This window comes from Kitasatospora sp. NPDC001159 (assembly GCF_053598235.1).
Map to the genome: position 1 here is coordinate 102,453 of NZ_JBSFJV010000009.1, position 24,528 is coordinate 126,980.

General features: G+C 71.2%; 20 protein-coding genes and 3 tRNA genes. 7 read left to right on the top strand and 16 right to left on the bottom strand.

Translation table 11 applies throughout. From position 1 onward, the window contains the following. Positions 1 to 38: 38 nt before the first annotated feature. From ACWC9T_RS07530 to pknB, 5 genes are all read left to right on the top strand, one after another. Entirely contained in the window at positions 39 to 575 is a 537-nt protein-coding gene (locus tag ACWC9T_RS07530; protein WP_449820118.1) for an FHA domain-containing protein FhaB/FipA, read from the top strand. Positions 576 to 628: 53 nt separating this feature from the next. After that, complete coding sequence (locus ACWC9T_RS07535; RefSeq protein WP_449820119.1) at positions 629 to 2,296, top strand: PP2C family protein-serine/threonine phosphatase; 1,668 nt, start codon at positions 629 to 631, stop codon at positions 2,294 to 2,296. A gap of 121 nt (positions 2,297 to 2,417) precedes the next feature. Next, positions 2,418 to 3,836 (top strand): FtsW/RodA/SpoVE family cell cycle protein, encoded by a 1,419-nt coding sequence (locus ACWC9T_RS07540; RefSeq protein ID WP_449820145.1) that lies wholly within the window; start codon positions 2,418 to 2,420, stop codon positions 3,834 to 3,836. Further along, positions 3,833 to 5,290: a peptidoglycan D,D-transpeptidase FtsI family protein gene (locus tag ACWC9T_RS07545; RefSeq protein WP_449820120.1), complete on the top strand. Its 1,458-nt coding sequence runs from the start codon at positions 3,833 to 3,835 to the stop codon at positions 5,288 to 5,290. The genes ACWC9T_RS07540 and ACWC9T_RS07545 overlap by 4 nt, the downstream gene beginning before the upstream one ends. A 261-nt stretch (positions 5,291 to 5,551) precedes the next feature. Then, positions 5,552 to 7,642: a Stk1 family PASTA domain-containing Ser/Thr kinase gene (gene pknB / locus ACWC9T_RS07550; RefSeq protein WP_449820121.1), complete on the top strand. Its 2,091-nt coding sequence runs from the start codon at positions 5,552 to 5,554 to the stop codon at positions 7,640 to 7,642. A 134-nt stretch (positions 7,643 to 7,776) separates the two neighbouring features. Here the strand turns inward: pknB and ACWC9T_RS07555 are convergent, their stop codons facing one another. The 5 genes from ACWC9T_RS07555 to ACWC9T_RS07575 form a co-directional block, all read right to left on the bottom strand. Continuing rightward, complete coding sequence (locus ACWC9T_RS07555) at positions 7,777 to 8,658, bottom strand: class E sortase (RefSeq protein ID WP_449820122.1); 882 nt, start codon at positions 8,656 to 8,658, stop codon at positions 7,777 to 7,779. Between the two features lie 35 nt (positions 8,659 to 8,693). Then, on the bottom strand, positions 8,694 to 9,779 hold the full coding sequence (locus ACWC9T_RS07560; protein WP_449820123.1) for a class E sortase: 1,086 nt from the start codon (positions 9,777 to 9,779) through the stop codon (positions 8,694 to 8,696). 5 nt (positions 9,780 to 9,784) lie between these two features. Beyond that, a complete protein-coding gene (locus ACWC9T_RS07565) occupies positions 9,785 to 10,447 on the bottom strand; it encodes an aminodeoxychorismate/anthranilate synthase component II (RefSeq protein ID WP_449820124.1) in 663 nt (220 codons plus the stop codon). Positions 10,448 to 10,502: 55 nt separating this feature from the next. Then, a complete protein-coding gene (locus ACWC9T_RS07570; RefSeq protein WP_355668934.1) occupies positions 10,503 to 10,682 on the bottom strand; it encodes a hypothetical protein in 180 nt (59 codons plus the stop codon). Between the two features lie 80 nt (positions 10,683 to 10,762). Beyond that, positions 10,763 to 11,524 (bottom strand): DUF881 domain-containing protein, encoded by a 762-nt coding sequence (locus ACWC9T_RS07575; RefSeq protein ID WP_449820125.1) that lies wholly within the window; start codon positions 11,522 to 11,524, stop codon positions 10,763 to 10,765. Positions 11,525 to 11,692: 168 nt separating this feature from the next. On the opposite strand from ACWC9T_RS07575, the gene crgA reads away from it, so the two are divergent. After that, positions 11,693 to 11,941 carry a cell division protein CrgA gene (crgA, locus tag ACWC9T_RS07580; RefSeq protein WP_270145659.1) on the top strand — a complete coding sequence of 83 codons (249 nt, stop codon included), beginning with the start codon at positions 11,693 to 11,695 and terminating at the stop codon, positions 11,939 to 11,941. 352 nt (positions 11,942 to 12,293) lie between these two features. On the opposite strand, the gene ACWC9T_RS07585 is transcribed toward crgA, so the two are convergent. Next, positions 12,294 to 13,187, bottom strand: a complete 894-nt coding sequence (locus ACWC9T_RS07585) for a rhomboid family intramembrane serine protease (RefSeq protein ID WP_449820126.1) — start codon at positions 13,185 to 13,187, stop codon at positions 12,294 to 12,296. Between the two features lie 205 nt (positions 13,188 to 13,392). Here ACWC9T_RS07585 and ACWC9T_RS07590 point away from each other — a divergent pair, with 205 nt between their 5' ends. Continuing rightward, positions 13,393 to 14,112 carry a DUF5324 family protein gene (locus ACWC9T_RS07590; protein ID WP_449820127.1) on the top strand — a complete coding sequence of 240 codons (720 nt, stop codon included), beginning with the start codon at positions 13,393 to 13,395 and terminating at the stop codon, positions 14,110 to 14,112. 65 nt (positions 14,113 to 14,177) lie between these two features. Here ACWC9T_RS07590 and ACWC9T_RS07595 read toward each other — a convergent pair. From ACWC9T_RS07595 to recF, 10 genes are all read right to left on the bottom strand, one after another. Further along, positions 14,178 to 14,250: transfer RNA gene (locus tag ACWC9T_RS07595), tRNA-Ala, on the bottom strand. Between the two features lie 172 nt (positions 14,251 to 14,422). Then, the gene (locus tag ACWC9T_RS07600) at positions 14,423 to 14,551 is read right to left on the bottom strand and encodes a DLW-39 family protein (RefSeq protein ID WP_014137031.1); all 129 of its coding nucleotides are present in this window, start codon (positions 14,549 to 14,551) and stop codon (positions 14,423 to 14,425) included. A gap of 357 nt (positions 14,552 to 14,908) precedes the next feature. Beyond that, positions 14,909 to 14,982, bottom strand: a tRNA-Ile gene (locus ACWC9T_RS07605). Between the two features lie 102 nt (positions 14,983 to 15,084). After that, a tRNA-Ile gene (locus ACWC9T_RS07610) sits at positions 15,085 to 15,161 on the bottom strand. Positions 15,162 to 15,177: 16 nt separating this feature from the next. Beyond that, positions 15,178 to 16,551, bottom strand: coding sequence for a class I SAM-dependent methyltransferase (locus ACWC9T_RS07615; protein ID WP_449820128.1), 1,374 nt, complete (start codon positions 16,549 to 16,551; stop codon positions 15,178 to 15,180). Between the two features lie 258 nt (positions 16,552 to 16,809). Then, positions 16,810 to 17,553 (bottom strand): DUF3566 domain-containing protein, encoded by a 744-nt coding sequence (locus tag ACWC9T_RS07620; RefSeq protein WP_449820129.1) that lies wholly within the window; start codon positions 17,551 to 17,553, stop codon positions 16,810 to 16,812. Between the two features lie 148 nt (positions 17,554 to 17,701). Beyond that, positions 17,702 to 20,248, bottom strand: coding sequence for a DNA gyrase subunit A (gene gyrA / locus ACWC9T_RS07625; protein WP_449820146.1), 2,547 nt, complete (start codon positions 20,246 to 20,248; stop codon positions 17,702 to 17,704). A 133-nt stretch (positions 20,249 to 20,381) separates the two neighbouring features. Further along, on the bottom strand, positions 20,382 to 22,397 hold the full coding sequence (gene gyrB, locus ACWC9T_RS07630) for a DNA topoisomerase (ATP-hydrolyzing) subunit B (RefSeq protein ID WP_449820130.1): 2,016 nt from the start codon (positions 22,395 to 22,397) through the stop codon (positions 20,382 to 20,384). A gap of 279 nt (positions 22,398 to 22,676) precedes the next feature. Beyond that, positions 22,677 to 23,216: a DUF721 domain-containing protein gene (locus ACWC9T_RS07635; protein WP_449820131.1), complete on the bottom strand. Its 540-nt coding sequence runs from the start codon at positions 23,214 to 23,216 to the stop codon at positions 22,677 to 22,679. A 124-nt stretch (positions 23,217 to 23,340) separates the two neighbouring features. Next, on the bottom strand, positions 23,341 to 24,474 hold the full coding sequence (gene recF, locus ACWC9T_RS07640) for a DNA replication/repair protein RecF (protein WP_449820132.1): 1,134 nt from the start codon (positions 24,472 to 24,474) through the stop codon (positions 23,341 to 23,343). Between the last annotated feature and the right edge of the window lie 54 nt (positions 24,475 to 24,528).

The window sequence follows — 24,528 nt, forward strand, 5'->3', positions numbered from 1 at the left end:
TTGTTCGCGCGCCTCGCTCACCGACTGGCGGGACGGCCATGTCAGAACTGACCCTGACGGTCATGCGGCTGGGTTTCCTCGCCGTGCTGTGGCTGTTCGTCATCGTCGCGATCCAGGTGATCCGCAGCGACCTGTTCGGTACCAAGGTGAACCCCCGCACCTCCCGCCGCGGCGCCAACGCCACGTCGGGCGGTGCCCCGGCCGCCGCGGCCACCGCACGTCCGGCGCCCGCCGCCGGCGTGTCCGCCGCGGGCCAGACCCAGGGCGGCCGCCGCCGCGGCGGCCCGACCCAGCTCGTCGTGGTGCAGGGCTCGCTGGCCGGAACCACCGTCGCGCTGCAGGGCCAGACCATCACCCTGGGCCGCGCCCACGACTCCACCATCGTGCTGGACGACGACTACGCGTCCTCCCGGCATGCCAGGATCTACCCGGATCAGACTGGGCAGTGGACGGTCGAGGATCTAGGCTCCACCAACGGCACCTATCTGGACCGGCAGCGCCTGACCGCGCCCACCCCGCTCCAGCCGGGCATGCCGATCCGTATCGGCAGGACCGTCATCGAACTGCGGAAGTAGTAGCGCATGAGGGCAAGCATCCCGTCCAAGACCCAGAGGGGGGCACAGGTCGCATGACCCTGGTGCTGCGCTTCGCCGCCGGCTCCCACAAGGGACTGATCCGGGAGGGGAACGAGGACTCCGGCTACGCCGGGCCGCGGCTGCTGGCCGTGGCCGACGGCATGGGCGGCGCCGCGGCCGGCGAGGTCGCGTCCTCCGAGGTGCTCGGCTCGATCGTCCGACTGGACGAGGACGTGCCGGGCGCCGACCTGCTGACCCTACTGGGCGACGCCGTCCAGGGCGCCAACGACCGGCTCCGGCAGATGGTCGAGGAGGACCCGCAGCTGGAGGGCATGGGCTGCACCCTGACCGCCATGCTCTGGACCGGCCAGCGGATGGGCCTGGTGCACGTCGGCGACTCCCGCGCCTACCTGCTGCGCGACGGCGCGCTGGTGCAGATCACGCAGGACCACACCTGGGTGCAGCGCCTGGTCGACGAGGGCCGGATCACGCCCGAGGAGGCCGAGACCCACCCGCAGCGCTCGCTGCTGATGCGGGCGCTGGACGGCCGCGGCCAGGTCGAGCCCGACCTGTCGATCCGCGAGGTCCGGGCCGGCGACCGCTACCTGATCTGCTCCGACGGCCTCTCCGGCCCGGTCAGCCACCAGACCCTCCAGGACACCCTCGGCAGCTTCTACTCGCCCGAGCAGACCGTGCAGGAGCTGATCCAGCTCGCACTGCGCGGCGGCGGTCCGGACAACATCACCTGCATCGTGGCGGACGTCATCGACGTCGGCGCCACGGACACCATGAGCGGCCAGTTCAACGACGTCCCGGTGGTGGTCGGCGCGGTCGCCGACACCCCGCCGTCCTCGGCCGCCGCCGACCGCTCGATCGCGGACACCCCGGCCGGCCGCGCCGCCGGCCTGGGCCGCGGCCCCCAGGGCGCCTTCGGCCCGGCCGAGGGCTACGAGGACGGCTACGGCGCCGCGCAGGGCGGCTTCGGCCCCGCCGAGGGCTACGAGGGCGAGGCCGGCTACGGCTACCCCTCCGCCGAGCCCTCGGTGTACGGCACCGAGGACTTCGACGAGGAGCAGCCCCCCAAGCGCAAGCGCCGGGGCCTGACCGTCTCGCTGGCCGTCCTGGTCACGCTCGGCCTGCTCGGCGGCGCCGGGTACTTCGGCTACCAGTGGACCCAGGACCAGTACTACGTCGGCGAGGACGGCGACCACGTCGCGGTCTACCAGGGCATCAACCAGAACCTGGCCGGTCTGAGCCTGTCCTCGATGGACACCTCGTACGGCGACATCCCGCTGAAGTGGCTGCCGCAGGACCAGCGCACCCACGTGAACAAGACCATCTCCGCCGGCAGCCGCAAGGAGGCCGAGACGACGGTGCAAGGGCTCAGGGAATGGGCCCAGCTGTGCCAGAAGGTCGCCGGTGCCTCCACCGGTGCCCCGGCCGGAGGGGCCCAGCAGGGCGCCCAGCCGACCCAGGCCAGCAAGGCCTCGTTCGTGGCCGCCACCCCGCCCACCCCGGGCGAGAAGGAGACCAAGCCTCGCAGCCCGGCCGCGGGCACTCCGACGGCCACGCCGACCCCGACCGCCCCGAGCACCTCCGCCCCGGCGCAGAACGCCACCCCGCCGACGGCCGGTGCCCCGAGCGAACAGGCCCAGCAGCCCCAGCAGACCCCGCTGAGCGACGACGACCGCAATCGGGCCGAATCCTGCCCGAAGCCGTGACGTCCGTGATCCGACATAGGTCCGCCCGGAGCGGGCTTGCCGGCCGTCAGGGAGCGGTCACCTCGTGAGCAGCTACAACCTGAGCGGTGACACCGGCCGCGCCGGCGGTCGGCGCCGGGCGGTGGCCGAGCGTGCCGCGCCCCGGCGCCGGGGCAACACCACCATCTCGCTCCAGGGCGCGCCGAACCGGCGCAACACCGAGCTGGCGCTGCTGGTCTTCGCGGTCCTGCTGCCGATCCTGGCGTACGCCAACGTGGGGCTGGCGATGGACTCCGAGCTGCCGGCCGGCATGCTCGGCTACGGCCTCGGCATGGGCTCGCTGGCACTGGTCGCGCACCTGCTGGTACGCCGCTTCGCGCCGTACGCGGACCCGCTGATGCTGCCGATCGCCACCCTGCTGAACGGGCTGGGCGTGGTGATGATCTGGCGGCTGGACAAGGCGGGCAAGCTGCTCAGCGGCAACTTCCCGGCGGCGAGGAACCAGCTGATCTGGTCCGCCCTCGGGATCGCGCTGTTCATCGGGGTGATGGTCCTGCTGAAGGACCACCGGGTGCTCCAGCGCTACACCTACATCTCGATGGTGGTGGCGCTGGTCCTGCTCGCCGCGCCGGCCTTCTTCCCGGCCCGGGCGGAGGACTTCGGCGCCAAGATCTGGATCCGGATGGGCAGCTTCTCCATCCAGCCCGGCGAGTTCGCCAAGATCATCCTGACCGTGTTCTTCGCCGGCTACCTGATGGTCAAGCGGGACGCCCTGGCCCTGGCCAGCCGCCGCTTCATGGGCCTGTACCTGCCGCGCGGCCGCGACCTCGGCCCGATCGTCGTGATCTGGCTGCTCAGCCTGCTGATCCTGGTCTTCGAGAACGACCTCGGCACGTCCTTCCTGTTCTTCGGCCTGTTCGTGGTGATGCTCTACGTCGCCACCGAGCGGACCAGCTGGATCCTGTTCGGCCTGCTGATGTCGATCGGCGGCGCGGTCGCGGTCGCCCTGACCACCAGCCACGTCAAGGTCCGCATCGACGCCTGGCTCGACCCGATGGCCGCCTTCTCGCCGAACCCGCCCAAGGGCTCGACCGAGCAGATCGGCCAGTCGCTGATGGCGCTCGGCTCCGGCGGGGTGACCGGCTCGGGCCTGGGCCAGGGCCGCTCCTGGCTGATCAACTTCGCCGCGAAGAGCGACTTCATCCTGGGCTCCTTCGGCGAGGAGCTCGGACTCACCGGCCTGATGGCGATCTTCCTGCTGTACGCCCTGCTGGTGCAGCGCGGCCTGCGCACCGCCCTCGCCGCCCGCGACCCCTTCGGCAAGCTGTTCGCCGTCGGTCTCGCCTCGGCGATGGCGCTGCAGGTCTTCGTCGTCGCCGGCGGGGTCACCGGGCTGATCCCGCTGACCGGTATGACCATGCCGTTCCTCGCTCAGGGCGGTTCGTCCGTGGTCGCCAACTGGGCGCTGGTCGCGATCCTGCTGAAGATCAGCGACAGCGCCCGCCGACCCGGGGCCGGACCGGCCCCGGCCACCGAGGGCCAGGGAGGACCCGCCCGATGAACAAGCCGATCCGACGGGTCTCGATCTTCTGCCTCGTGCTGATCCTGGCCCTGATGGTGCGCACCAACTGGGTGCAGGGCGTCCAGGCCGAGTCCCTGGCGTCCAACAAGAACAACAAGCGCCAGCTGTACGACCGCTACGCCCACCCGCGCGGCAACATCATCGTCAGCGGCCAGCCGGTGACGAAGTCCGACTTCGTGAACGGCCTGCGCTACAAGTACAAGCGCTCCTGGGTCGACGGCCCGATGTACGCGCCGGTGACCGGCTACTCCTCCCAGGCCTACGGCTCCAGCCAGCTGGAGAACCTGGAGGACGGCATCCTCTCCGGCACCGACGACCGGCTGTTCTTCCGCAACACGCTGGACATGATGACCGGCGAGCAGAAGCGCGGCGGCGACGTCGTCACGACCATCAACGCCAAGGTCCAGAAGGCCGCCTTCGACGGCCTCGGCGACAAGAAGGGCGCGGTGGTCGCGCTCGACCCGAAGACCGGTGCGATCCTGGCGCTGGTCTCGACGCCGTCCTACGACCCGAGCACCTTCGCCGGCGGCGACAGCGGCGACACCAAGGCCTGGCAGGACCTCAACGCGGACCCGAACAAGCCGATGCTCAACCGGGCGCTGCGCGAGACCTATCCGCCCGGCTCGACCTTCAAGCTGGTCACCGCGACCGCCGCGTTCGAGAACGGCCTGTACCAGAACATCAACGACACGACGTCGACCCCGGACCCGTACACGCTGCCCGGCACCCAGACCGTGCTGAAGAACGAGAGCCCGAACGAGCGCTGCGAGAACGCCACGCTCAAGTCCGGGATGGACCAGTCCTGCAACACGGTCTACGCCAAGATGGGCGCGGACCTCGGCAAGGACAAGATGCGGGCGCAGGCCGAGAAGTTCGGCTTCAACAGCACGGTGGACACCCCGATCCGCTCCGAGAAGAGCATCTTCCCGGACAGCCCCAGCCTGGACGGCACCGCCCAGGACTCGATAGGCCAGCACGACACCCGCGCCACCCCGCTGCAGATGGCCATGGTCTCCGCCGCGATCGCCAACAACGGCAGCCTGATGCAGCCCTACCTGATCGATCAGGAGCGCTCGGCCTCGCTGACCACCATCTCCAAGCACACCGAGAAGCAGTTCTCCCAGGCGATGAGCCCGGCCACCGCGCAGAAGATGCAGGACCTGATGGTCTCGGTGGTCGAGAACGGCACCGGCACCAACGCCAAGATCCCCGGCCTGCAGGTCGGCGGCAAGACCGGCACCGCGCAGCACGGCGAGGACAACGCCGGCCTGCCGTTCGCCTGGTTCACCTGCTGGGCCAAGACCTCGGACGGCCAGTCGGTCGCGGTCGCGGTCGTGGTCGAGGACGGCTCCAACAACCGCGACGGCATCAGCGGCGGCCGCCTCGCGGCCCCGATCGGCAAGGCGGTGATGCAGGCCGCCCTCGGCAAGTAGGGGAGCGCGGTCGAGGGTGAGGCGAATGTCACGATCGGCACCCCCTCCCGGATACCGGTCTGATATCGGCCGACGGCTGACTCCGGTCCGGTGGGGTGCGACCGGTAGCGTATCCGCCAGCAGCGGGTGTGCCCGTTGCCGCCCGCGAGGCGGCGCACGGCCCGGCCGGAGAACCGGTCGCGGCGCGCGCGGCGTCGCCCAGAGCGTGCGGGGACACCTACGTCACAACCTCACCGGCGGGTGAGGGAGAGGGTCGGAACTATGGAAGAGCCTCGTCGCCTCGGCGGCAGGTACGAGCTCGGCGGCGTCCTCGGACGCGGCGGCATGGCCGAGGTGTACCTCGCCCATGACACCCGGCTCGGCCGTTCCGTCGCAGTGAAGACGCTCCGCGCCGACATGGCCCGGGATCCGTCGTTCCAGGCCCGGTTCCGCCGCGAGGCACAGTCGGCGGCATCCCTGAACCATCCCGCGATCGTCGCCGTGTACGACACCGGCGAGGACTACATCGACGGCATCTCCATCCCGTACATCGTGATGGAGTACGTCGAGGGGTCGACGCTGCGCGAGCTGCTGCACTCCGGCCGCCGTCTGCTGCCCGAGCGGGCGCTGGAGATGACCATCGGCATCCTCCAGGCCCTGGAGTACTCGCACCGGGCCGGCATCGTGCACCGCGACATCAAGCCGGCCAACGTGATGCTGACCCGGCAGGGCAACGTCAAGGTGATGGACTTCGGTATCGCCCGCGCGATGGGCGACGCCGGGATGACCATGACCCAGACCTCGGCCGTCATCGGCACCGCCCAGTACCTCTCCCCGGAGCAGGCCAAGGGCGAGCAGGTCGACGCCCGGTCCGACCTGTACTCCACCGGCTGCCTGCTCTACGAGCTGCTGACCGTGCGCCCGCCGTTCGTCGGCGACTCCCCGGTCGCGGTGGCCTACCAGCACGTCCGGGAGGAGCCGCAGCCGCCGTCCGTCTTCGACCCCGAGGTGCGCCCCGAGGTCGACGCGATCGTGCTGAAGGCGCTCGCCAAGGACCGTGACTACCGCTACCAGAGCGCCGACGAGATGCGCGACGACATCGAGCGCTTCCTCGACGGCCTCCCGGTCGCCGCCGCCCAGCAGGCCGCCGCCTACGGCATGGGCGCCGCCGGGTACGGCTACGACCAGAACGGCTACCCGCAGCAGCACGACCCGTACGGCCAGACCAACGTGCTGCCGCAGCAGCCCGGCGGCGGCCCGACCACCCTCCTGCCGCAGGCCTCCGCGCAGGCCGGCTACCAGGACGACGGCTACGGCCAGACCTACGCCGGCGGCCAGGGCGGCGGAGAGGACGGCTACGGCGAGGGTCGCCGCGGCCGGCGCGGCGAGGACCAGCCGAAGAAGGGCAACACCTCCTGGATCGTGCTGGCGGTGGCCGCCGTGCTGGTCCTGGTCGGCACCTTCTTCGTGGCCCAGGCGATGTTCAGCGACAAGGGCACCAAGGACACCCCGAAGGTGGCCGTGCCGAACCTGGTCGGCAAGAGCCTGGCCGACGCCAAGACCACGGCCGGGACCAAGCTCCAGGTGACCGAGGGCGACAAGATCGCCTGCCCGGACACCAACGTGAAGAAGGACCAGGTCTGCACCCAGAACCCGGCGGTCGGCGGCCAGGTCGCCGAGAACACCGCCATCACGGTGCAGATCTCCTCCGGCCCGGCCAAGGCGCAGGTGCCGCCCGTGGTCGGCAAGAGCAAGGACCAGGCCACCAAGGCGCTCGCCGACGCCGGCTTCACCAACGTCACCACCGAGTACAAGGACGACGACACCGCCCCGCAGGAGACCGTCACCGCCCAGGACCCGGCGGCGAACAACAGCGCCGACCCGAGCACCCCGATCAAGCTGACGGTCTCGCAGGGCAAGACCAAGGTGAACGTCCCGAACGTGGTCGGCGTGCAGAAGGACGACGCGCAGAACCAGCTGCAGAGCCAAGGCTTCCAGGTCGACGCCTCGAAGACCACGCCGACCAACGACCCGACCAAGGTCAACACGGTCTTTGCGCAGTCGGTCCCGCCGAACACCAAGGCCCCGGCCGGCAGCAAGATCTCGCTGACCGTCTACAAGGCGCCGGACAAGGCCACCGTCCCGCCGCTGCAGAACCAGAAGCTGTCGGACGCCATCGCCGCCCTGCAGAAGAACGGCCTGGGCTACACCGTGGTCGGCCCGCAGGACCCGAACGCGATCGTCCAGATGAGCAACCCCGGAGCCGGCCAACAGCTGGACCCGAACACCCAGGTCCAGCTGTTCACCAAGGCGGCCGAGCCGCCGAAAGGGGGCGACCCCTTCCCCACACCCCCCGGCAAAGGCAACCCCTAAGCCCTGGTTCCCCTGGTTCTGAGGCTTGACCGTCCCGAACTGACGCCCGAGGGCCCGTCGCGGTGATCGCGACGGGCCCTCGGGCGTTACCGGGAACTGAGCCTGAGGAGGCGCCAGGAGGCCCTGAAGGGCCCTCAGGAGTGCCGCAGCTCGGGCGGCGGGGTGCGCTTGGCGTCCATGTCGTCCACCCGCGCCAGACTCCCCCAGACGGCCATCCGGTACCGCGAGGTGTACACCGGCGTGCAGGTGGTCAGGGTGATGTAGCGGCCGGGCCCGGAGTAGCCGGAGCCGACCGGGACGGGCGCGACGATGCCGGTGTCGTACTTGGAGGTCTCCGGCAGGGTGCCGTCGACCTTGTAGACGTACCACTTGTCCTTGGTCTCGACCACGATCGCGTCGCCCTTGTGGACGGCGTCCAGGTCGTGGAACTTGGCGCCGTGGCCGTCCCGGTGGGCGGCCAGCGCGAAGTTGCCCGCCTGGTCCCAGGGCATCGCGGCCTTGTAGGGCTGCTCGTAGACGCCCGCCACGCCCTCGTCCAGGACCTCGGTGGAGGTGCCCATCCGGATCAGCACCTGGAAGTCCCGGCCCATCGCCGGGACGTGCAGGAAGCCGACGTCGTCCCCGATCGCGGGCGGCGCCGCCAAGGCCCCGCCGGGCGCGGAGGCCTCGCCGGGCGCGGAGGCCCCGCCGGGCGCGGGGGTGGCACCGGGCGCGGCCGAGGGGCCGGCGGTCGGGCCGGCGGCCCAGGAACTGCGCAACCTGTCGGAGGCGGCCGCCGCGGAGCGGTCCGCCTGTACGTTGGTCCACCACAGCGAGTAGGCCACGAACAGGCCGAGCACCAGGCCCAGGGTGATCAGCAGCTCACCGAAGACGCCGAGCGCGGCCAGCGCCCGGCTCCGCGCGCCCCGCGCCCCGCCCCCGGGCGAGGACCCGGCGCCCGGCGCGAGGCCCTCCCCGGGCGGGGGGAAGGCCTCCTGGGCCGGCTCTGCCGACTGGGCGGTCCCGTCGTCCTGCATCTGCGGTGTTCCCCTCCGAACGGGCCACCGGGCGGCTATCCGCCCGTGATCGCGGCCGGCTTGCCTTGGCTGCGCGGCCGTTCCTCGGTCATCTTGCCAAAGACGATGAGCCGGAACTTGGAAGTGAACTCCGGCGTACAGGTGGTCAGCGTGATGTAGCGGCCGGGGCCGGTGTACCCGGAGCCGTTCGGCACCGGCTTGATCACGCTCACGTTGCTCGGGGAGGTCTGCGGGATGCCGCCGGTGATCTCGTACGTGTAGTACGCGGTGGCGGTCTCCACCACGACCTTGTCACCCTTGCCCAGCTCGTTGATGTACCGGAACGGCTCGCCGTGGGTGTTGCGGTGCGCGGCCAGCGCGAAGTTGCTCGCCTGGTCGCCGGGCATCCCGGTGTTGGTGTAGTGGCCGACCAGGCCCTTGTCGAGCACCGCCGACTTGTCGGTGCCCTCGGCGATCGGGAACTTCAGGCCCAGCTTGGGCAGGTAGATGATGGCGAAGCCCTTGCCGGGCGCGAACGCCTCGGGCTTGTTCGGGTCCGGCGCCGGCTGGCCCGGCTGGGCCGGCGGCTGGGCGTCGAACTGCTGCTCCAGCTGGTCGCGGGCGCTGCTGGCGGCCGCGTCGGCCTGCACGTTGGTCCACCAGAGCTGGTACGCCACGAACAGCAGCATCACCACGCCGAGGGTGATGCACAGCTCGCCGGCCAACCGGGCGCCCACCACGACCGCGGACTCCCTGGGGCGCGCCCGTCCGGCCGCCCGGCCCTTCGCCCGGCGCCGCCCGTTGCCCGAGCGGACCGAGGTCCGGCCCTGGGCAGCCCGACGCCGCTCGGCCCGGCCGCCGGTGGGCGGGGCGGGCTCGGCAGCCGGCTCGCCGGAGTCGGCGGGCAGCCGCAGCTGGAGGGTCTGGTCCGGCAGCCACGGGTACTCGGGCCCGCCCTCGGCGGGCTCCTCGGCCTGCTCGTACACGCCCCAGGCGTCCTCGGGCGCGCCCTGGGCCTGGTGCTGCTGCGGGTACGGCACGCTCGCCTGGCCCACGTCGTAGGGCGCGCCGCCGTACTGCTGCGCGCCGCCGTAGGGGCCGGCCTCGGGCTGGTAACGCCCCTCCGGGCGCACCGCGGTCACGCCGCTCAGCCCCGGCCGATCACCGGGGCGAGCCCGGCCGACCGGTCCACGGCGTGCGGATCGCCGCACTCCGCCAGCCAGTTGGCGAGCATCCGGTGCCCGCCCTCGGTCAGCACCGACTCGGGGTGGAACTGCACGCCCTCGACCGGCAGTTCACGGTGCCGCAGGCCCATGATCACGCCGCTCTCGGTGCGCGCGGTGACCACCAGCTCGTCCGGCACGGTGGCCGGCTCGACCGCCAGCGAGTGGTAGCGGGTCGCGGTCAGCGGCGAGGGCAGGCCCTCGAACACGCCGCCGTCCTCGTGCTCGACCAGCGAGGTCTTGCCGTGCAGCAGTTCCGGCGCCCGGTCGACCACCGCACCGTACGCGACCGCGATCGACTGCAGCCCCAGGCAGACGCCGAACACCGGCAGCCCGATCCCGGCGCAGTGGTGCACCATCTCGATGCAGACCCCGGCCTCCTCGGGCGCCCCTGGCCCGGGGGAGAGCAGCACCCCGTCGAAGCCCTCCTCCCCCACCCGGCGGACGGCGTGCTCGACGGTCACCTCGTCGTTGCGCACCACCTCGCAGGTGGCACCGAGCTGGTACAGGTACTGGACCAGGTTGAAGACGAAACTGTCGTAGTTGTCCACGACCAGGATGCGGGGCGGGGTCGGCTGGGTGGTCATTCGCGCGTGGTCTCCGTGGGATGCGGTGCTTTGGGGAACTGCCGGGCCCGCAGGGTCAGCCGGCCGCGGCTCCGTCGCCGCCGTCCACTGTGACGTCACCGAAGGGGAGCAGCGGTTCCGCCCACGGGAAGACGTAGGTGAAGAGAAGGTAGACGATCCCCAGGATCAGGAGCAGCGAAATGACGGCCTTGACCAGGGTGTTCCCCGGGAGGTGACGCCAGATGAAGCCGTACATGGTGCTCCCTCGAGGTAGCAGACTGGGGTCAAGAGTAGACCCGGGATCCACAGCCGTGAGGCCGGTCCGCCACTCAGCCGCTACTGCCCGCCCGCCGACCGGAGTTCGGTGGTGCCGGAGTAGCCGGGCAGGGCCAGGTCGCCGCTCTCCTGGACCTTCCAGCCCAGGCCGTACGCCTGGACGTACTGCAGGTAGTTGCGGATCGTCGGGTCGGCGTCGACGGCCGCCCGCAGGGCGTCGGTCCTGCCCACCGCCTTGACGACGTACGGAGGGGAGTAGACCCGACCCTGGAGCAGCAGGGTGTTGCCCACGCAGCGCACCGCGCTGGTGGAGATCAGCCGCTGGTCCATCACCTGCACGCCCTCGGCGCCGCCCCGCCACAGCGCGTTGACCACGGCCTGGATGTCCTGCTGGTGGATGACCAGGTCGTTGACGCCGGGCTCGGGGACGCCGGGGATGCGCGCGGTGGCGTTCGGCGGGGCGTCGTTGAGGGTGACGGTCAGGCCGCCGCCCTGCAGCGGCTCCAGGGCCGCACCGCGCCGCAGGCCGCCCAGCTGCGCCGCGTCGGCGGGGTCGTGGCCCTGCTGCTCCGTGAGCTGCTGCGCCCGGGCCTGGAGGTCGGCCAGCTGGGCCTGCGCCTGCTGGTTCTGCGAGCTGCGCTGGCGGATCACGTCGCCGAGGCTCAGCAGCGAGTTGTCGGTCCGCAGGTCGGTGCCGCGGGCGGTCTGCGCGCTGATGTAGAAGAGCAGACCGGCGAGTGCGAACACCGCGCAGGTCAGGGCACGTCCGACAATTCGGATGCCGGAGCGGCGGGTACCGGCCTTCCCGGGGGGAATCGACAAATTAGTCACCGTACCCTTATCTCCTTGAGACCCGCCGAGCCACTACGCTAACGGACGCCGGTGGCAGGTCGGGGAGCGGTCCCAGAGCGCTCTACACAACCCGACGTCGGCGTCTCACCCGCTGCACCCCCTGCGCGGTCTCACAGCGCATCGACAGGAGAGCTCCTCGTGCCGAAGTCTCGACTCCGCAAGAAGTCCGACTACACCCCGCCCACCACGGCCGCGGTGAAGATCAGCTCGGGACGCGGTTGGGTCGCGCCGCTGATGCTGGCACTGTTCCTGATCGGCCTGGTGTGGATCGTCACGTACTACGTGACGAGCGGCAGCTACCCGGTCGAGAGCTGGCGGAACTGGAACATCCTGGTCGGCTTCGGCTTCATCGCGGCGGGGTTCGGCGTCTCCACTCAGTGGAAGTAGCGCTCCGCTCGTCCTGAGGCTCGCATTCGAGCCGTTTCCGCCGCTTCGGATCGCGGGTCCCGGGGCGGCGGTTCGGCGTGCCCGGGCGCGGGCCGGAATCCGGTCGGCCCGCCCCACCATCGCACGGTCCCACCATCACACAGTCGCACTTATCCACATGGTTATCCACACTGGGGAAAAGTCCCCAGGGGCTGTGGATAACTCTTCCGGTCGCGGCTGTCCACAGCTGTGCACAACTCCGCGGAAACCGGGAAACCGCACAGGAGGACACGCGTAGAACAGCAGTCCACAGGCGGACCGGCACACGGCCTGTGCACAACCCCGCACCTGCTGTGGACAAACGCCCTGGGCGTCACGCGCCGTAGAGGGCCATCCCGATCCACAGCATCGCCGCCTCCACGGCCACCGCCCCGGCCACCGTCAGCCCCTGGACCAGGGCGCGGCGCTCGCGCGGGGCGTACATCAGGCCGAAGGCCGTCAGTGCGCCCAAGGCCAGACCGCCGAGGTGCGCGCGCCAGTCGATGCCCGGGCGGGAGAAGGTGACCACCAGGTTGAAGACCAGGAAGGCCATCGCCGGGGCGAGCGGACCCTTGTTCCGCAGCTGCATCACGATGGTGGCGCCGATCAGGCCGAAGACCGCCCCGGAGGCCCCCAGCGAGTTCATCCAGTCGCCGGCCACCAGGAAGGCGAAGGTGCTGCCGCCCAGCCCGGCGAGCAGGTAGAGGCCCAGGAAGCGCAGTCGGCCGAGCGCCTCCTCCAGCGGCGGGCCGAGCCAGAGCAGCACCAGCATGTTCATCCCGATGTGCCACCACTCCAGGTGGAGGAAGGTGGCGGTCAGCAGCCGGTACCACTGGTCCGGGCCGTCGGCGACGCCGAACGGACCGCCGGGCCTGTCCCGCCCGGCGCTGGCCAGCGACCAGACCTCGCCCAGCTGCGGCCTGAGCACGTAGGCGGCCAGCAGCCAGACCACCAGGTTGACCCCGACCAGCACCCGGGTGACCAGCCCGCCGTCGACGGTCAGCGCTCCGCCGAATCGGGTGGTCGCCCGCCGCGCCCCGGCGTGCCCGTTGCCGACGCACTCCGGGCACTGGAAGCCCACCGCTGCGGCCACCATGCACTGCGGGCAGATCGGGCGCTCGCAGCGGGTGCAGGAGATCCCGGTGGCCGTCTGCGGATGCCGGTAGCAGCCGGGCAGCCCGCCTTCCGGGGACCGCTCCGTCGACTGCCGCGGCTCGTCCGGGAGCATCAGCGCTCTCCCCTTCCCGTACCCGACCACCGGAGCCGCCAGCCTACTGCGGCGACCCTCGCCCCCGGCGCCTTCCCACGCACGGCCCCGCCCCCGGCGATGCCCTCGCCCGGCCCACCCCGGAGTGCCGGTGGACAAATCCGGATGCATGATCAGCATTCAGGTGGATATGCGTATACAGGACGCCGCCCAGGAGGAGAGACTCGTGAGCTTTTCGGACTCGGCCCGTGAGACGGCCGCCAGGACCCGGGACACCGCCGCCCAGTTGGCGGACGGCACCAAGCAGCGCCTCGGGCCCGCCTTGGACGCCCTCGGGCCGAAGGCCGCCCAGGCCGCCCACAATCTCCGCGTCCAGTACGACAGGCATCTCGCCCCACAGTGGGGCCACGCCTTCGCCAGCCTGCCGCCCGAGGCCCAGGAGAACGCCCTGAGGGCCCTCCACCGGGCCCAGGAGGCCGCGCTGGCGGCCCGCCTCTCCGCCGCCCACGCTGCGGACCAGGCCCGCACCACGGTCGGCCCCAGGGTCGTCCATGCCGTCGAGGACGCCCGGGCCGCGGTCTCCCCGGTCGCCAAGGAGGCCCAGACCCGCGGCGCCGCCGCGTTGACCGCCCTCCACGGCCACGTCAGCTCGGCGGAGATCAGTCGGCTCGCCGCCCGGAACGCGAAGCGGGCCCGGTGCCGCAGCGGTCGGTCCGCCGGCCTCGCGGTGGCGGGCATGCTGGCGATCGGCGGCGGCATCGTCGCCTGGCAGTGGTGGCGTCGGCACAGCAACCCGGAGTGGCTGGTCGAGCCCCCGGCCCCGGATGCCCCCCGGCCGACCGGGGGGCACGCCGCCACCGCCCCGGTGAACGGCGCCGCCCCGGAGGACACGGGCGAGCCCGCGGAGCCCACCGGGCCGACCGGGGACGACCACCCGCAGTCGTAGCGAACGGCCCGGAAAGCAGAACGGCGGCCGACCTGGAGAACAGGTCAGCCGCCGTTCAGGCGCTGTGGAGCATAGGAGACTCGAACTCCTGACATCTGCCTTGCAAAGGCAGCGCTCTACCAACTGAGCTAATGCCCCTCGATCGACGGCACGGCGCGTGCCAACGGGCACTAGCGTACCGGGTTCCGACGCGATTCCGAGCGCCGTCCCCTTGAAGGAACCAGCCGGTCCGGTCGTGCGACCGGGCCGGCCGGTCCGGGAGGCGCCGATCAGCGCCTCCGAAGATCGTCGATCGTCAGATCGTCCGGGTTCAGCGGCCAGCCGGGACCGGGTCGGTGGCCTCGGTCCACAGGTCCTGCTCGGCGCGGTCCGCCTGGACCTGACGGTAGACAAAGAAGCCGCCGAGGGCGACCAGGGCGACCAGGAGGAGCTTCTTCACCGCGGGACCTCGTCCTTCTTGCGTTGGTGGACTCAAGAGCCGGTGCTCCGACCGGGCTGGCCGGGCCGACGAGTCCAGATGTGTTTCGAGCGCGAACGGGCGGCCGGGTACCAGACTGCCCTTGCGGCCGATGATACACACCGGTGTCCCAATCGTGACCAGCCACCGGCGCTTCAACCCGGAGGCCCGCTTGGAGGATTGACGCCGCACCTCCTGTCGTGCGGTTCGTCCGCACCCGGCCGGTCCGGGAAGCCCTCGTCAGGACCGGTCCGGCCCTGTCCCGGCCGCGGCGGCCCCCGGATTCGCGGGGAAAACGACGAGGGGCCCGGAGTGATCACTCCGGGCCCCTCGTGGCGGTGGGCCTAACAGGACTTGAACCTGTGGCCTCTTCCTTATCAGGGAAGCGCTCTAACCGTCTGAGCTATAGGCCCGCGCTGTTCAGAGAGCGTACCGGAAACCGTCCTGATCTGCGGCCCCGCCCGATCTCAAGAAGTGTCGAAGGGCCCGGAGTGATCACTCCGGGCCCTTCGCGGTGGTGGGCCTAACAGGACTTGAACCTGTGGCCTCTTCCTTATCAGGGAAGCGCTCTAACCGTCTGAGCTATAGGCCCTTGCCGCACTGAAAGATTAGCGGACCGACCGCCGATCTCCCAAATCCGTATCGGTCGGGATCCCGGCAGGGACCTCGGCGACCGGGCGCACCAGCCACTCCTCACGGGTCGGCGGCAGGCCCGCCGCGCCCTCCTCGGTGCTGCGGGCGGCGAGCACCTGGTTCACGCCGATCCGGTTCTGCTCGAAGGCGAGCGCGGAGGCGGCCATGTACAGCCGCCAGACCCGGGCGCGACCGCGACCGACCAGCCGGACCGCCTCCGTCCAGTGCGCCTCCAGGTTGGCCACCCACTCCCGCAGGGTCAGCGCGTAGTGCTCGCGCAGCGCCTCGACATCCCGGACCTCGAAGCCGGCCTCCTCCAGCCGGGCCACGGTGGAACCGACCGGGGAGAGCTCGCCGTCCGGGAAGACGTAGCGGTTGATGAAGGGGCTGGTGCGGTGCGGCTCACCGGGGTAGTCGGGGCGGCGGGCGATCTGGTGGTTGAGCAGCCGACCGCCGGGCGCCAGCAGCCGGTACAGGCCCTCGGCGTAGGCCCGGTACTGCTCCGAGCCGACGTGCTCGGCCATGCCGACGCTGGAGATCGCGTCGAACGGGCCGTCGGTGATCTCCCGGTAGTCCTGGAGCCGGACCTCGACCCGGTCCGCGAGACCGGCCTCCTCGACCCGGGCACGAGCCAGCGCGACCTGCTCCTTGGAGATGGAGACGCCGACCGCGGTGACGCCGTAGTGCTCGGCCGCGTGCAGCAGCAACGAGCCCCAGCCGCAGCCCACGTCCAGCAGCCGCATCCCCGGCCGCAGGCCGAGCTTGCGGCAGATCAGGTCGAGCTTGGCCTCCTGGGCGGCTTCCAGGCTCTTCACCTCGGGCGTCCAGTAGGCGCAGGAGTACACCATGGAGGAGCCCAGCACGAGGCCGTAGAAGTCGTTCCCGACGTCGTAGTGGTGGCTGATGGCCGCACGGTCCCGGCTGCGGCTGTGCAGCCGCCCCGGAGCCCTGCGGACCTCCTCCGGGGGCGGGGTGGGCTCCGGGCCGATCGCCCCGGCCCGCAGGACGGCGGCGAGGACCTTGCGGCCCCTGGTGCCGAGCACCTCGCGGGGCCCCAGGTTCATGGTGCGGATCTCCGGCCGCTCGGCGAAGCGGGCGACCGCGGAGAGCGTCTCGTACAGGTCGGCGCCGGGGGAGAGCTCCAGGTCCCCCGAGACGTAGGCCCGGGCCAGGCCCAGCTCGTTCGGCTGCCAGACCAGCCGGCGCAGCGCCCGGCGGTTGCGCAGCACCACGGTGGGCGCGTCCGGCGGCCCGGCGACGCTGCCGTCCCAGGCCTGGACCCGCAGCGGTGCCGGGATCCCCAACAGCCCGTCCAGGGCCTCCACGAGTTGACCTGCGAGCTTCGCCACCGCGCGCCTCCGTCCAGTCGTCCTGCGGAACCTCACCAGACCCGGTCGACCGACCGGGGCGGCCTGCGGCACTCCCAGGCGCGGGAACGGGCGGCGTCCAGCTAATCCCACCGCGGCCGACCCGTTTCCGGACGGCGCGCCGCGGGGGCCGGCTGTCACCCGAATGCCGACGGGCCCCGCAGGCTGGAACAGCCTGCGGGGCCCGTGCATTCCGTCCACAGACGGAGAACTGACCGGTGGTCAGCATTCGGCCAGGGGTCAGTCCTCTTCGGCCAGGGTCAGCTCGACGCCGCCGGTGAAGCCGGCCGCCGCGTTGTAGATGAAGGCGGAGAGCGTGGACAGCGCGGTCAGCAACACGACGTCGACCACGGCGATCAGCGTGGTGAACATCATCACCTTGCCAAAGCCGATGTAGTCCATCAGGTTCAGCTGGCTGCTGGCGTTCTCGGCACCACCGCCGGTGACGTCCTTGAGCGTCTTGGTCAGCGAGTCGAAGACGCCGAGCGAGTCCAGCGTCATCCACAGCACCGCCGAGGCAACGATGATGATGATGCCGACGGCCAGCGAGAGCAGGAAGCTGACCTTCATCACCGACCACGGGTCGACCTTGGTCACCCGCAGCCGGGCCTTGCGGGTCCGGCCGAGCGTGCCACCGCCGGTCGAGGGCGTACCGGCCGGGCGGCGCGCCGCCCCCGGAACGGGGGTGCCGCCGGCCGGGGTGTTGCCGCCGGTCCGGGTGCCCCGGGCCGGGGTCGGCTGGCCCTTGGCGTAGGTCGTCGGCTGTGAGAAGCCGCCCGAGCCGGGAGCCGGGCTGCCCGGCGAGGCCGGTGTCTGTCCCCCGTAGGTCGCACCGCTCTGGCCCGCCCCGCCGACCGGTGGCATCAGCGAGGTGGACGCGGCCGAGTGCTCGGTCGGCGGCTGCGGCACGCCGTACGAACCCCCGCCCTGCGCGCCCGGACGGCCGCCGGAGGGTCCTCCCGCAGCACCCGTGGCTCCACTCACCTGGTCCTCCCGCACTTCCCACCAGGGCGGCGCCGCCCTGGTCCGTCACTCGTCATCCAGCGCCCGGCGGGTTTGCCCGGTACTGGTCGGCGTCCGGTGCCGCCCCGCCCACTCCGTGGACGCGGCGGCACCGGTCTGCGGTTTCGGTTCAGACCTCGGCGTCGCCGCCGACCGCCGTCCCCGCACCCTCGGCCGTCTCGGTGGACTCGGTGGACTCGGTGTCCGCGACCTCGTCCTCCGCCGTCTCGTCGTCCTCGGCCTCCGCGTTGCGGGCCATGCCCACGACCGCGTCGCGCTTACCGAGGTTGATCAGTTGGACGCCCATGGTGTCACGTCCGGTTTCACGAACTTCGGAAACCCTCGTTCGGATCACCCCGCCCGACAGGGTGATCGCCATGATCTCGTCGGTGTCGTCGACCACCAGAGCACCGACCAGCGAGCCCCGGCCCTCGACGATCTTCGCCGCCTTGGTGCCGTAGCCACCGCGTCCCTGGACACGGTACTCGTCCACACCGGTGCGCTTGGCGTAACCGCCGTCCGTAGCGGTGAAGACGTACGTGCCCGGCCGGACGACGTTCATCGAGAGCAGTTCGTCGTCCTCACGGAAGGCCATGCCCTTGACGCCGGAGGTGGCGCGGCCGGTGGGCCGCAGCGCGTCGTCGGTCGCGGTGAAGCGGATCGACTGGGCCTTCTTGGAGACCAGCAGCAGGTCGTCCTCGGCGGAGACCAGCTCGGCGCCGATCAGCTCGTCGTCCCGGCCCTCCTCGTCCTGGCGCAGGTTGATCGCGATCAGGCCGCCGGAGCGCGGGGAGTCGTAGTCCTTGAGCGGGGACTTCTTCACCAGGCCGGCCCGGGTGGCGAGGACCAGGTACGGCTTGTCCTCGTAAGTGCGCACGGCCATCACCTGGGTGATGTGCTCCTCCGGCTGGAAGGCCAGCAGGTTGGCCACGTGCTGGCCGCGGGCGTCGCGCCCGGCGTCCGGCAGCTCGTAGCCCTTGGCGCGGTAGACCCGGCCCTTGTTGGTGAAGAACAGGATCCAGTTGTGGGTCGTCGTCACGAAGAAGTGGTCGACGAGGTCGTCCTGCTTCAGCTGGGCACCGCGCACGCCCTTGCCGCCGCGCTTCTGCGAGCGGTAGAGGTCGGAGCGGGTCCGCTTGACGTAGCCGCCACGGGTGATCGTGACGACGATGTCCTCCTCGGCGATGAGGTCCTCGATGGAGAGGTCGCCGTCGGACGGGATGAGGGTGGAGCGCCGGTCGTCGCCGTACTTCTCGACGATCGCGGCGAGCTCCTCGGAGATGATCTCCCGCTGGCGGACCGGCGAGGCCAGGATCGCGTTGTACTCGTCGATCTTGCGCTGCAGCTCGTCGTGCTCGTCGGTGATCCGCTGGCGCTCCAGGGCGGCCAGGCGGCGCAGCTGCATCTCAAGGATGGCGTTGGCCTGGAGCTCGTCGATGTCGAGCAGGCCCATCAGGCCGGTGCGGGCGGCGTCCGCGCTCGCCGAGGCCCGGATCAGCGCGATGACCTCGTCGATCACGTCCAGGGCCTTGAGCAGCGCGCGCAGGATGTGGGCGCGCTCCTCGGCCTTGCGCAGCCGGAAGGTGGTGCGCCGGACGATGACCTCGACCTGGTGGTTGACCCAGTGCCGGATGAAGGCGTCCAGCGACAGGGTGCGCGGCACGCCGTCGACCAGGGCCAGCATGTTGGCACCGAAGTTGGTCTGCAGCTCGGTGTGCTTGTACAGGTTGTTCAGCACGACCTTGGCGACCGCGTCGCGCTTGAGCACGACCACCAGGCGGGTGCCGGTGCGGGACGAGGACTCGTCGCGGACGTCGGCGATGCCGGCGATCTTGCCGTCCTTGACCAGGTCGGCGATCTTCAGCGCGAGGTTGTCCGGGTTGACCTGGTACGGCAACTCGGTGATCACCAGGCACTGGCGGCCCTGGATCTCCTCGACCTCGACCACGGCGCGCATGGTGACCGAGCCGCGGCCGGTGCGGTAGTAGTCGTCGATGCCGCGGCGGCCGACGATCAGCGCGCCGGTGGGGAAGTCGGGGCCCTTGATCCGCTCGATCAGGGCCTCCAGCAGCTCCTCGGCGGTGGCCTCGGGGTTCTCGAGGTACCAGAGCGCGCCGGAGGCGACCTCGCGGAGGTTGTGCGGCGGGATGTTGGTGGCCATGCCGACCGCGATGCCGGTGGCACCGTTGACCAGCAGGTTGGGGAAGCGCGCGGGCAGGACGGTCGGCTCCTGCGAGCGGCCGTCGTAGTTGGGCGCGAAGTCGACGGTCTCCTCGTCGATGTCGCGCATCATCTCCATGGCCAGCGGCATCATCTTGCACTCGGTGTAGCGCATGGCCGCGGCCGGGTCGTTGCCCGGGGAGCCGAAGTTGCCGTTGCCGTCCACCAGCGGCATCCGCATCGACCACGGCTGGGCCAGGCGGACCACGGTGTCGTAGATCGAGGTGTCGCCGTGCGGGTGGTAGTTGCCCATCACGTCGCCGACGACGCGGGCGCACTTGTAGTAGCCCTTCTCCGGGCGGTACCCGCCGTCGTACATCGCGTAGAGCACGCGGCGGTGCACCGGCTTGAGGCCGTCGCGCACCTCGGGGAGCGCACGGCTGACGATCACGCTCATCGCGTAGTCGAGGTACGAGCGCTGCATCTCGGTCTCGAGCTCGACCGGCTCGATCCGCATGGTCGCCTGGGCGGTGGCCTCTGCGGCCTCGGGGGTCTCGGGCTGTTCGCCGTCGGGACGGTTGTCGTCGACCACTGGTGGTCAGTTTCCTTTCACGCGGACTGGTACGTGCGGGGCCTGGGGTGCAGGCGCGTCACACGTCCAGGAAGCGGACGTCCTTGGCGTTGCGCTGGATGAAGGAGCGGCGGGCCTCGACGTCCTCGCCCATCAGCACGGAGAACAGCTCGTCGGCGCGGGCGGCGTCCTCCAGGGTGACCTGGAGCAGCAGCCGGTGGGCCGCGTCCATGGTGGTGACCCGGAGCTCCTCGGCGTTCATCTCACCGAGACCCTTGAAGCGCTGGATCGCGTCGTCCTTGGGCAGCCGGCGCCCGGCCTCCACCCCGGCGGCGATCAGCGCGTCGCGCTCGCGGTCGGAGTAGGCGTACTCGAAGTCGTCCTTGCCCCACTTGATCTTGTACAGCGGGGGCATGGCGAGGTAGACGTACCCGGACTCGACCAGCGGCCGCATGAAGCGGAACAGCAGGGTCAGCAGCAGGGTCCGGATGTGCTGTCCGTCGACGTCGGCGTCCGCCATCAGAACGATCTTGTGGTACCGCAGCTTGGACTCGTCGTAGTCCTCCTGGATGCCGCAGCCGAAGGCCGAGATCAGCGCCTGGACCTCGGTGTTCTGCAGCACCTTGTCGATCCGGGCCTTCTCGACGTTCAGGATCTTGCCGCGGATCGGCAGGATGGCCTGGGTGCGCGGGTCGCGGCCCTGCTTGGCCGAGCCGCCTGCGGAGTCACCCTCGACGATGAAGATCTCGCACTCGGACGGGTCCTTGGACTGGCAGTCGGAGAGCTTGCCCGGCAGCGAGGCGGACTCCAGCAGGCCCTTGCGGCGGGTGAGGTCGCGGGCCTTGCGGGCGGCGACGCGCGCGGTGGCGGCCTGGATGGACTTGCGGATGATGTCCGCAGCCTCGTTGGGGTTGCGGTCCAGCCAGTCGTTGAGCTGCTCGTGGACGACCTTCTGGACGAAGGTCTTCGCCTCGGTGTTGCCGAGCTTGTCCTTGGTCTGGCCCTCGAACTGCGGCTCGCCGAGCTTGACCGAGATGATCGCGGTCAGACCCTCGCGGATGTCCTCGCCGGAGAGGTTGTCGTCCTTCTCGCGGAGCAGCTTCTTGTCCCGCGCGTAGCGGTTGACCAGGCCGGTCAGCGCGGCGCGGAAGCCCTCCTCGTGGGTACCGCCGCCGTGGGTGTGGATGGTGTTGGCGAAGCTGTAGACCCCCTCGGTGTAGGAGGAGTTCCACTGCATCGCGATCTCCACCGAGATCGCCTTGTCCTTGTCCTCTGCCTCGAAGTCGATCACCGAGGGGTGGACGGGATCGCCCTTGCGGGAGTTCAGGTGGGCGACGAAGTCGGCGATGCCGCCGTCGTACTTGTACGTGACGGTGAGCGGCTTGCCCTCCTCGTCCACGTGCTCGGGGCGCTCGTCGGTCAGCGAGATCGACAGGCCCTTGTTGAGGAAGGCCATCTCCTGGAAGCGCCGGGAGAGCGTCTCGAAGGAGTAGACGGTGGTCTCGAAGATGTCGCCGTCGGCCCAGAAGGTCACCGTGGTGCCGGTGCGGCCGGTCTCCGCGCCCTTGACCAGGGCGGCGGTCGGCGCGCCCATCTTGTAGTCCTGGGTCCAGATGTGGCCGTCCTTGTGGATCTCCACCGAGAGCCGGGTGGACAGGGCGTTCACCACGGAGACACCCACGCCGTGCAGACCGCCGGAGACGGCGTAGCCGCCGCCGCCGAACTTGCCGCCCGCGTGCAGGACGGTGAGCACGACCTCGACGGCGGGCTTGTCCTGGCCGGGGACGATGTCCACCGGGATGCCGCGGCCGTTGTCGACGACGCGGATCGCGCCGTCAGCCATGATCGTGACGTCGATGGTGTCGGCGTACCCGGCCATCGCCTCGTCGACGGAGTTGTCCACGACCTCCTGCACCAGGTGGTGCAGGCCGCGCTCACCGGTGGAGCCGATGTACATGCCGGGGCGCTTGCGGACGGCGTCGAGGCCTTCCAGCACCTGGATGTTGCTACCGGTGTAGGAAGCCTGGTCGGTCTGGTCTGGGGTCTGGCTGGGGTTGCCGGAATCGGCCACGAAGCGCCCTCTCTGGCACAGCACGGGCCGCATGCGCTCCCCGAACGGGCAGGCGTGCGACCACAGCGTTTCGACTCGGTTGCCACTAGCAACAGTGTTTGGCTCTCAGTCTACCGGTACGACTGACAGAGATGGGCGTTTGGCAGCCCTTGAAGGCAGATATGCCGCCCTGAATCCCCTCTGCACGAGTCCCGATACTCGCCCGGGGGGCCCGGGGCGCCTGGAAGGGCCGTCAGGGGTTCCGGAAGATCGTGGTCCGATCCCGGCGGGGCCGGCGGGGCCCGCCGGGTTCGAAGACGGGCCCTAGCCCCAGGTGTCGCCCGGGCCCTTGCTCCCGGGCGCGCGCAGCCGGCCGTAGCCGCGGGCGGGCGCGGCCGGGCCGAGCACCTTGATGGTCTTCACCGTGCCGTGGCCCAGCTCGTGGTTCAGGCGGGCCACCAACTGCCGTGCCAGCCAGCGCAGTTGGGTCGCCCAGGCGGTGGAGTCGCACTGCACGGTGAGCACTGCGGCGGCCTCGTCGTAGGAGGAGGGGTGGCAGTGCGCCGAGATGTCCGGCCCGACGATCTGCGGCCAGCGGCCCATCACCCCGCCGACCGCGGCGGAGGACTCCCAGCCGCGCTCGGTCAGCAGCCGGTTCAACGCGGCGCCCAGCGGGACCGGGTCGCGGCCGTCCGAGCGGGCACCGCTGCGCAGACCGTGCCGCTTCGCCTCGCGCTTCTGCTGGACCTGCTCGCCGCGCTGACGGGCCTGGGCGCGGGCCGCCCGCAGGGCGGAACGGGCGAGGTCGGCGCCGGTGGGCTCGGCGGCGCCGGGGGTGGGGGAGTGCTCCGCCGGCTCGCTCACGGCGATCTCCTTTCCCCAGCCTGTGGACAACCGATGAGCCGTCCAGCCTACGGGAGCGGTCGGACGTGGAACGGCGGGGCGTGCCCGCACTGCGGTGAGTGTGACGAGCGGATCAGGCGACGGATCAGGCGTCGATCCGGCGGACGGCGCCGTCGGCGACCGCGAACCGGGCGCCGGCCAGGGCCTTCGGCACGTCCTCGGCCACCGCCGCGGTGACCAGCACCTGCTCGCCGTCGGCCACCAGCTCGGCCAGCCGGTCCCGGCGGGCGGCGTCCAGCTCGGCGAACACGTCGTCCAGGATCAGCACCGGTTCGCCGCCGTCGGCGCGCAGCAGCTCGTACGAGGCCAGCCGAAGCGCCAGCGCGAACGACCAGGACTCACCGTGGCTGGCGTAGCCCTTGGCGGGCAGCGGGCCGAGCCGAAGCACCAGCTCGTCGCGGTGCGGGCCGACCAGGGTGAGCCCGCGCTCGACCTCCTGCCTGCGGACCGCCTGCAGCGCCCGCAGCAGCTGCTCCTCGGCCTGCTCGCGACTGGTCGGCAGCTCGCCCTCGAAGGAACTGCGGTACTCCAGCGAGGTCTCGCCGCCGCCCGGGGCCAACTGCCCGTAAGCCGCCGTCACCAGTGGCTGCAGAGCGGCCACCAGCTGGATCCGGAAAGCCGTCAACTCGGCCCCGGCTCGGGCCAGATGACCGTCCCAGACCTCCAGGGTGGACAGGTCCGCGCCCTTGCCGCCGCCGGCCCGGCGGGCCATCGCGGCGGTCTTCAGCAGGGCGTTGCGCTGCTTCAGCACCCGCTCGTAGTCCTGCCGGACCCCGGCCAGCCGGGGCGCGCGGGCGGTCAGCAGCTCGTCCAGGAAGCGCCGGCGCTCGCCCGGGTCACCCTTGACCAGGCTGAGGTCCTCGGGGGCGAACAGCACGGTGCGCAGCAGGCCCAGCACGTCGCGCGGGCGGACGTTGTCGGAACGGTTGATCCGGGCCCGGTTGGCCTTGCCCGGGGTGAGCTCCAGCTCGACCAGGGTGGAGCGGCCGCGGTCCACCACCGAGGTGCGGATCACCGCCCGCTCCGCGCCGAGCCGGATCAGCGGGGCGTCGGTGGCGACCCGGTGGCTGCCCAGGGTGGCGACGTAGCCGATCGCCTCGACCAGGTTGGTCTTGCCCTGGCCGTTGGGCCCGACGAAGGCCGTCACGCCCGGGTCGAGGGGAACCTCGGCCCGGGCGTACGACCGGAAGTCGGCGAGCGACAGATGCGCGACGTGCATGGCTGTGGACTGCGCTCGCCTTCTGTGAACAGACCTGTGGGTTACCGGGAATCC

What these genes read in the sequence shown, in the direction of transcription:
- ACWC9T_RS07585 (WP_449820126.1), bottom strand. Translation starts at nt 13,187, where the DNA reads ATGCTCCCGGACGAGCCGCGGCAGTCGACGGAGCGGTCCCCGGAAGGC.
- ACWC9T_RS07535 (WP_449820119.1), top strand. Translation starts at nt 629, where the DNA reads ATGACCCTGGTGCTGCGCTTCGCCGCCGGCTCCCACAAGGGACTGATC.
- ACWC9T_RS07570 (WP_355668934.1), bottom strand. Translation starts at nt 10,682, where the DNA reads ATGTACGGCTTCATCTGGCGTCACCTCCCGGGGAACACCCTGGTCAAG.
- ACWC9T_RS07555 (WP_449820122.1), bottom strand. Translation starts at nt 8,658, where the DNA reads ATGCAGGACGACGGGACCGCCCAGTCGGCAGAGCCGGCCCAGGAGGCC.
- ACWC9T_RS07565 (WP_449820124.1), bottom strand. Translation starts at nt 10,447, where the DNA reads ATGACCACCCAGCCGACCCCGCCCCGCATCCTGGTCGTGGACAACTAC.
- recF (WP_449820132.1), bottom strand. Translation starts at nt 24,474, where the DNA reads ATGCACGTCGCGCATCTGTCGCTCGCCGACTTCCGGTCGTACGCCCGG.
- gyrA (WP_449820146.1), bottom strand. Translation starts at nt 20,248, where the DNA reads ATGCGGATCGAGCCGGTCGAGCTCGAGACCGAGATGCAGCGCTCGTAC.
- ACWC9T_RS07530 (WP_449820118.1), top strand. Translation starts at nt 39, where the DNA reads ATGTCAGAACTGACCCTGACGGTCATGCGGCTGGGTTTCCTCGCCGTG.
- pknB (WP_449820121.1), top strand. Translation starts at nt 5,552, where the DNA reads ATGGAAGAGCCTCGTCGCCTCGGCGGCAGGTACGAGCTCGGCGGCGTC.
- ACWC9T_RS07545 (WP_449820120.1), top strand. Translation starts at nt 3,833, where the DNA reads ATGAACAAGCCGATCCGACGGGTCTCGATCTTCTGCCTCGTGCTGATC.